The 1974-nt window shown below is 66.0% G+C and carries 3 protein-coding genes; 1 reads left to right on the plus strand and 2 read right to left on the minus strand.

What is annotated here, in order from left to right; all coding sequences use genetic code 11:
• Positions 1 to 736: FAD-dependent oxidoreductase (locus AB4Y84_RS20270; protein ID WP_442250781.1), on the minus strand; the 736-nt coding region annotated here is incomplete at its 3' end.
• Between the two features lie 82 nt (positions 737 to 818).
• Between AB4Y84_RS20270 and AB4Y84_RS20275 the strand changes: the two genes are divergently transcribed.
• On the plus strand, positions 819 to 1274 hold the full coding sequence (locus tag AB4Y84_RS20275; protein WP_108264839.1) for a MarR family winged helix-turn-helix transcriptional regulator: 456 nt from the start codon (positions 819 to 821) through the stop codon (positions 1272 to 1274).
• 12 nt (positions 1275 to 1286) lie between these two features.
• Here the strand turns inward: AB4Y84_RS20275 and AB4Y84_RS20280 are convergent, their stop codons facing one another.
• On the minus strand, positions 1287 to 1811 hold the full coding sequence (locus tag AB4Y84_RS20280; protein ID WP_442244956.1) for a GNAT family N-acetyltransferase: 525 nt from the start codon (positions 1809 to 1811) through the stop codon (positions 1287 to 1289).
• Positions 1812 to 1974: the final 163 nt, after the last annotated feature.

Raw genomic sequence — 1974 nt, forward strand, 5'->3', positions numbered from 1 at the left:
GCGCGCGCATGCCTTGCTGCGTGATCTGCGCATCGAGCCAATCAGAAGGGCGCTTCAGCGCCGCATACACGCAGAATCGATCGCCGCTGTTGCGCTGCACGAACAGCGCCTCCTCGCCGCCAAAGCAGAACAGGCTGCCCTGCCCCACCATGGCCGCGATATCCGCCGCAGGCTGCGCGATCCATCCTTCAAAGAAGGTAATGCCCGTCGGCAGCGGCTGGCACGCACTCAACGCAGCGCGGACTTTCGACCACGCACCATCGGCACCGATCACGATGTCCGCCTCGGCCTGCACACCATTGGCGAAGCGCAGGCTGTGGCGGCCCGCATCTGCAGGTTCCATCGCGCTCAGGCAGTGACCCCACTGCACCGCGTCGGCCGGCAACGCATCCAGCAGCAGCTGGCGCAGGTCGCCGCGGTCGATCTCCGGCTTGTCCATGCTGCCCTCCGGCCCGAACCCACCTGCGGTAATCGCCCCGGACCACGGATCACCCACCCGCGCCTCCTGGCCTTCATGGCGCGCCACCGCCCGGAACGCCTCCAGCAGACCGGCGCGCTGCAACGCCACCTGGCCGGAATCCTCGTGCAGGTCCAGCGTGCCGCCCTGGGTACGCTGCTGCCCCGATGATTCGCCCTCGTACACGCTCACGCGATGACCGCCGCGATGCAGGATGAGCGCGGCGGTCAGGCCGGCGGGGCCTCCACCGATGATGGCAATACGCGGAGGGTGCGGCATGAGGCGGCCTGTTGGTCGGTTGATATATCAACCGTAGAATTTTCGAGTTGACACGTCAACCAACCACGGGCAACGTGGGCGCATGACCCCACCCACCATCACCCCTGACGAGTGGGCCGCTTGGCGCGGCTTCCGGCGCATGGCCGAGATCACCTCCGGCCGCATCGTCCACGACATCACCCGCAGCACCGGGCTTTCCAGTGCCGACTTTGTCGTGCTGATGGAACTGAGCAAAGCCAAGGACCGCTGCCGCCGCCAGCGCGAACTGCTGGACTACCTGGAATGGGACAAGACCCGGCTCTCGCACCAACTCACCCGCATGGCTGGCCGTGGCCTGATCGAGCGCGACACCGACAGTGACAACGTGGTGGTGATCCGCATGACCGCAGAAGGCCGCACGCAGCTAGGCGCAGCGCGGCCGGTACACGTCGCCAGCGTGCGCCGGAATTTCCTCGATCATCTTTCAGCCGATGACCTGGCCGCGCTGCAGCAGATCACCGACAAACTGCATGCAGCACTACAGGACGCAGAGAACTGAGACGCCGCCAGGTCACAGACGGCGGCCCAACACCTGCCCCGGCCAGCCATCCACGTTGAAGGTCGACAACCTTTCGTAACCGCACGATTCGTAGAACCGCACCAGCTCGCCGCTGCCACCGCCATAGCAATCCACGCGCAGGTAATCCAATCCCGCCGCGCGTGCCTGCTCGTCGGCGAATGCCATCAATCGACGGCCGATACCACGCACCCGCGCATCGCGCGAAGCAATCAGCACGCGTACGTACAGCTCCGGCTCGGTCGCCGCAGGCACATAGGGCATGGCCTCGCCCAACGCCAGGAACGCACGCACCTCACCCTGCGCGGTTTCCGCCACCCACGCACCGGGCAGTGCGCAGGCATCGGTCACCTGGGTGATGCGCCGCGGAATGGACGACCACGCCTCGGTACCCCACTGCTGCGGATTGCCGATGGCCACGAACCACGCAATCACTTCATCGAACAGCTCCAGCACCGCAGGCGCATCGGCCACGCTGGCGCGACGAATCGTCAGCGCCTCTTTTCCAGCATCACTCACGCGTAGTACTCCTTTCATTCAACGAACCCGAACGGCTGCAATCACCCGGCTCCGCCCAGAATGCCGCCGCGCACCAGGCATCACCACGGCCAAAAGTCCATTGCGCGCCGCTAACCGGTAGTGCCGGCCGCTGGCCGGCAACTGCAATCATCCAACCCCACCC

This window comes from Stenotrophomonas sp. 2YAF22 (assembly GCF_052114665.1).
Classification (GTDB): Bacteria; Pseudomonadota; Gammaproteobacteria; order Xanthomonadales; family Xanthomonadaceae; genus Stenotrophomonas; species Stenotrophomonas indicatrix.

Coding starts and splice junctions, on each gene's coding strand:
- AB4Y84_RS20275 (WP_108264839.1), top strand. CDS start 819: ATGACCCCACCCACCATCACCCCTGACGAGTGGGCCGCTTGGCGCGGC.